The organism is Marinibaculum pumilum (assembly GCF_042646425.1).
Taxonomy (GTDB): Bacteria; Pseudomonadota; Alphaproteobacteria; order Ferrovibrionales; family Ferrovibrionaceae; genus Marinibaculum; species Marinibaculum pumilum.
This window is the reverse complement of record NZ_JBHRTR010000027.1, coordinates 1-5,043: the sequence shown is the minus strand read 5'-3', so window position 1 is coordinate 5,043 and position 5,043 is coordinate 1. Positions and strand designations below refer to the sequence as shown.

The window sequence follows — 5,043 nt, the reverse complement described above, 5'->3', positions numbered from 1 at the left end:
GGGGGCGCCCCCCGCCGTCGGGCCGACGGCGACTGACCGGGTCGCAGGGGCCGGCGCGGCGACAGTCTCCGACCGGCTGCCGGCGCCGTCCGGCCTGTCGCCGTCTGCGCCGCGCGACACCGCGGCGTCGAACAGATAGCCGCGCCGCGGCACGGTCCGGATGATCTTCTGGTCCTGGTCCTGCAGGGCGAGCCGTATGTCGCTGATGCAGCGGGTGAGGGATTCGTCGGTCGCGGCGACATCGGGCCAGATCGCGCGGATCAGCTCGTCCTTGGGGACCAGGCGGCCGGCATTCTCGACCAGGTAGCACAGCAGCGAAAAGCTCTTCGGCCGAAGCTCCACCTGCTCCGACCCTTTCCGAAGGGCGCCCCGGCGCAGATCCAGGGTGAAGCCTTCGAACCGGTGGATGTCGTCCCCTGTCATGCGCGCCCCTTCATGCACATGTCACGCGCACGCGGCCGCCGGTACTGCGGCGGATCTTCCGTACTGCGAACGGTCGGGATTTCAGCACATTTTCAGGGTTCTTTCAGCACTTTTCCGTGCATGCGCATGCGTCCTTCACGACCGAAACGGGCGGGCAGGCTCTACTGGCGACAGTGAAGGAGGCTGCGAATGGACATTCCCCGGACAGTGACCCGAACCGCCCGGCGTCGGACGCCGCACCGGTTCGACGCGCTGCACCTCGATCCCGCCGCTTCCGGTTTCGCCCGGACCGCCGGCGCCGGGAGATCTTCGCGAGGGGGCAAGCCGTTGACGCCAAAGACCGAGACCGAGAGCGATGCCGACCTGGACGCCCTGTTGCAGCGCCTGGGACTAGACGAGGACCAGCGCTGTCCGACCCTGCGCGATGCCACGAGCGACGCGGAGCGCGCCCTGCTGGGCTGGCTCCTGCTGGGGCGGCTGGCGCAGCCGGAGGGTCCGTCCGGCCAGGGCGAATTGCTGCAGTCGCTGGTGGACGAGGCGGTCGGCAGGTTCGGCCAGCGGGTCATCGTACAGTACCTGCGGGAGGTGGGCGCCCGCATCGCCGGCGAGTTCCCGCTGCCGCGCGCGATGACGGAGGAGGGCGCCGCGGCCGCACCCGGCCCGCATGACACGCCGCTCTGGGATGTCCGCCCGCTGTCCGCCGCGGCGGGCAAGGGGCAAAGCCCGGCCGGGTTCGACCGCGGCAACCTGCCGCCGGCGATCCAGGCCGGCGGCCGCGAGAGCGACCCCTACATCTTCGCCATCCTGGAGGGCCTGTACCGCGCCTGGTTCACCCGCCTGGATACCATGGCGCGTGTGGACGGGCTGACCGGCATCGCCAACCGGCGGGAATTCGACCGCTGCCTGCCGCTCGCCTGGGCGGATGCCATCCACCGGCGCGCGCCGCTGGCGGTGATGATGATCGATGTCGACCTGTTCAAGCCGTTCAACGACATCTACGGCCATCTGGCCGGGGACGATTGCCTGCGCGACGTGGCCCGGGCGATTCAGCGCAACCTGCGGCGGCCGGGCGACCTGGCGGCCCGCTATGGCGGCGAGGAGTTCGTGGTGATCCTGCCGGCGACCGATGCCGCCGGCGCCCGCAAGGTCGCGGACTCGATCCGGCGGGCGGTGCAGAACAGCGGCATCCGCCATGACGACGGGATCGAGGGCGGCATGCTGACCGTCAGCCTTGGCGTCGCCGTCTGCACGCCGGCGCCGGACGGCCATCATGCCGACATCGTCCGGGTCGCGGACGAGGCCCTCTATACCGCCAAGCGTACCGGCCGGAACCGGGCGGTGCTCGTCGACATGAAGTGCTGGGGATAGCGGCCCCGGGACCTGCCCGGAGCCGGTGGGGAGGGAGGATGCCGATGGCCGCCACCGCCGCGGCCGCCGGTCCGCACAGCTTTGCCGATGCCCGGCGGCGCGGCGGCGTGCTGGCCTGCAATGCGTCGGCCGCCCTTGTGGACCTCGGCGACGGGGTGCTGGGGCTGGAGGTCTGCAGTCGTCCCGGCCTCTGGGACCGGGGCCTCGCCGACATGGTCGCCGCGGCGTCCGACCTGGTGCGGCGGCGGCAGTTCCGCGCGCTGCTGGTCGGCAGCGACGATGACGGGGTCTTCGACGTCCCGGACGGTCCTGCAGCCGGTTCCGCACCGGCCGGGGACCGGGCCGCGCTCGGCGCCTGTCTCCAGGCCGGCCAGCAGGCATTGCTGGCACTGCGCTATGCCGACTTCCCGGTCGTCTTCGCCGCCGCCGGACCGGTTGCCGGTGGCGGCCTCGCCCTGCTTCTGCACGCCGACGCGGTGGTCGCCCATGCCGGCCTGCGCGCCGGCTTCTGCGAACGCCGCTTCGGCCTGCTGCCCGGCTGGGGCGGCATCGCGCAGATGCTGGTCCGCGCGCAGGCCCTGTGTGGCGACACCGATGCGGCCGCCCGCCTGACCCTGGCACTGGTGGCCGGCGGGCGCATCCTGGACGACGTGCCGGAGGCGCGGGTCTGCGGCCTGCTGCGGGCCACCGACCCGGTGGTCGCCGACCCTGCCCTGCTGCTGCCCGCCGCGAAGGCGCACGCCCTGGCCCTGTCCCGCACCTATGCCCGGCCGCAGGCCGCCGGCATCGCCGCTGCCGGTCCCGCCGCACTGCCCGCCCTGGAAGCGGAGGTCGCCCGCCTGGTCGCGGCCGGCGGCCTGGACCGGCCGCAGGCGGAAGCCGCCCGTGCCGTCGCCCGGATCATCGCCGGCGACGGTGCCCTGCGCGGCACGCGGCTGTCGGAGATCGACGTGATGCGGATGGAGCGCGACGCGGTGCTGGCGCTGGCCCGCGCGTCACTGGTCCGGGCGCGGCTGGCGACGGCCGGTCCCCGTTCCCGGCAGTATCATACGATCGAGTAAATTTCCGCTCAGGCCCCAGCAGAAGTGCCCCCACTGTCGCCGGGCGCGCTGCGCTATGCAGTCGGTGCGCGCCTGCTCTAGGCTGCGGCGCGGATCGAAGTGGAGGTGCCGATGATTCCGGAGAAGAGCGAGCGGGTGAAGGCGCTGGAGGCGCAGCTCCTGGCCTTCATGGAGGAGCATATCTACCCCAACGAGGCGCGCTTCTACCGGGAATCGGAAGAGGTCGGGCCCTGGGGCGTGCAGCCCGTGGTGGAGGACCTGAAGCCGAAGGCGCGCGAGCGCGGGCTGTGGAACCTGTTCCTGCCCGAGTCGGAGCATGGCGCCGGGCTGAGCAATCTCGAATATGCACCGCTCTGCGAGATCATGGGGCGCTCGCACCTGGCACCGGAGGTGTTCAACTGCGCCGCGCCGGACACCGGCAACATGGAGGTGCTGGCGCGCTACGGCACGAAGGAGCAGCAGGAGCGCTGGCTGAAGCCGCTGCTGGCGGGCGAGATCCGCTCCTCCTTTGCGATGACCGAGCCGGACGTCGCCTCCTCCGATGCGCGCAACATCGAGAGCGCGATTGTGCGCGACGGCGACGAATACGTGATCAACGGCCGCAAGTGGTACACCACCGGCGCCACCGATCCGCGCTGCCGGATCATCATCTTCATGGGCAAGACCGACCCGGAGGCGGAGACCTACCGGCAGCAGTCGATGATCCTGGTGCCCAAGGACACGCCCGGCGTGACGGTGCAGCGCTCGATCCCGGTGTTCGGGTTCTACGGTGTCCCGGACCGCGCCTCGGAGGTGCTGTTCGAAAATGTGCGGGTGCCGGCCGCGAACATGCTGCTGGGCGAGGGGCGCGGCTTCGAGATCGCGCAGGGCCGGCTGGGGCCGGGCCGCATCCACCATTGCATGCGGCTGATCGGCCTGGCGGAGCGCACCCTGGCGAAGATGTGCCTGCGCACCGAGCAGCGGGTGGCCTTCGGCAAGAAGGTCTCCGAGCAGTCGGTGACCCGGGAGCGGGTGGCCGAGGCGCGCATCATGATCGAGCAGTCCCGCCTGCTGACCCTGCGGGCGGCGCACATGATGGATACCGTCGGCAACAAGGAGGCGAAGGCGGAGATCGCGATGATCAAGATCGCGGTGCCGCAGATGGCCTGCCAGGTGGTGGACTGGGCGATCCAGGCGTTCGGCGGCGGCGGCACCAGCAACGATTTCGGCCTGGCCGCGGCCTATGCCACCGCCCGCCTGCTGCGCCTGGCCGACGGCCCCGACGAGGTGCACCGCGACCAGCTCGCCCGCCTGGAATTCCGCAAACAGCGCGAGCGCAACGACAATGGCGGCGTCGCCAACTGGAGCCCCGCGATCTCCGACCGCGCCCTGGGCCGCATGGCGTGAGGGTGCGGGGCGCCGGGCGGGCTGTGGCAGTCCGCCCCGGCGAGATGCCCGCGACGTGCACCGGGTGCGGTACCCTCTGCCGGCGGCCGGCTGCAATCACCCGCAGGTCTCGCCGGTCGGCCGCCACGGCGCGCTGCAGGCATTGGGGTCAAGCTCGATGCAGCAATCCGGCTGGACCGGTTCCGACTCTATCGGCCCGGTGCCGCTTTGAGTCCTTTCCTGAACCGCTCCGCCGCAGCAACGGTGTCTTTCATCGGCAGATCAAAGTTTTCGGGAGGGTTGCCGCCTGCCAACATGCCTTTGAACGTCGCATAGGCGTCAGTCTTGCTGCGATAGGCTCGCACGGTCTGCTCGTCGTTCACCCAGGCAAGAACGATCACCTTGGCGTTGCTGTCGAAGCGGAAAAACAGCCGATACTGTTGGAGAAACCTGGCCCGGACCCAGTGTTTCCGGTGCGCGCCGAGTGTGTCTCCCTGTCGGAAGGTGGGGGCTCCGGGATCGGCAGGGATAGTCTCGGTCGCGAGCCTGACGATCGCCGCCGGACGCTTCGTGCAGTTCTTTGTCCGCCAGGCCTTCGGATCACGTGCCTTGCGGGCTTCGACCTCGCCGATCAGCTCTTCAAGCGCATCGAGAAAAACCGGATGCGCGTAGATCGACCAGCCATTGACGACGTTCGTTTGTAGGAAGGCTAGAACGGTCCCATCTTTGATAGAAAAGTTGTCGTTCTCGGGCTTATATGAGGCGGCTTGTGTCAAGGCGTTGCCGGTAGATTTGCAGCAGCTTTTTCTGTCGGGCGGGGCGCAGG

The 5,043-nt window shown here is 70.3% G+C and carries 5 protein-coding genes; 3 read left to right on the top strand and 2 right to left on the bottom strand.

Going from position 1 to position 5,043, the window contains the following annotated elements:
* Positions 1–423 (bottom strand): winged helix-turn-helix domain-containing protein (locus ACFOGJ_RS12155; RefSeq protein WP_379900675.1); only part of this gene is annotated, 423 nt, incomplete at its 3' end.
* A 327-nt stretch (positions 424–750) separates the two neighbouring features.
* On the opposite strand from ACFOGJ_RS12155, the gene ACFOGJ_RS12150 reads away from it, so the two are divergent.
* From ACFOGJ_RS12150 to ACFOGJ_RS12140, 3 genes are all read left to right on the top strand, one after another.
* Positions 751–1,791, top strand: coding sequence for a GGDEF domain-containing protein (locus tag ACFOGJ_RS12150; RefSeq protein ID WP_379900673.1), 1,041 nt, complete (start codon positions 751–753; stop codon positions 1,789–1,791).
* Between the two features lie 44 nt (positions 1,792–1,835).
* Positions 1,836–2,852 (top strand): hypothetical protein, encoded by a 1,017-nt coding sequence (locus ACFOGJ_RS12145; protein WP_379900671.1) that lies wholly within the window; start codon positions 1,836–1,838, stop codon positions 2,850–2,852.
* A 111-nt stretch (positions 2,853–2,963) separates the two neighbouring features.
* Positions 2,964–4,238, top strand: coding sequence for an acyl-CoA dehydrogenase family protein (locus tag ACFOGJ_RS12140; RefSeq protein ID WP_379900669.1), 1,275 nt, complete (start codon positions 2,964–2,966; stop codon positions 4,236–4,238).
* Between the two features lie 188 nt (positions 4,239–4,426).
* On the opposite strand, the gene ACFOGJ_RS12135 is transcribed toward ACFOGJ_RS12140, so the two are convergent.
* The coding region (locus ACFOGJ_RS12135) for a type II toxin-antitoxin system YhaV family toxin (protein ID WP_379900667.1) at positions 4,427–5,043 on the bottom strand (617 nt) is incomplete at its 5' end.

Excerpts from the sequence above, each read along its gene's own strand:
- ACFOGJ_RS12145 (WP_379900671.1), top strand. The coding sequence starts at position 1,836 with ATGGCCGCCACCGCCGCGGCCGCCGGTCCGCACAGCTTTGCCGATGCC.
- ACFOGJ_RS12140 (WP_379900669.1), top strand. The coding sequence starts at position 2,964 with ATGATTCCGGAGAAGAGCGAGCGGGTGAAGGCGCTGGAGGCGCAGCTC.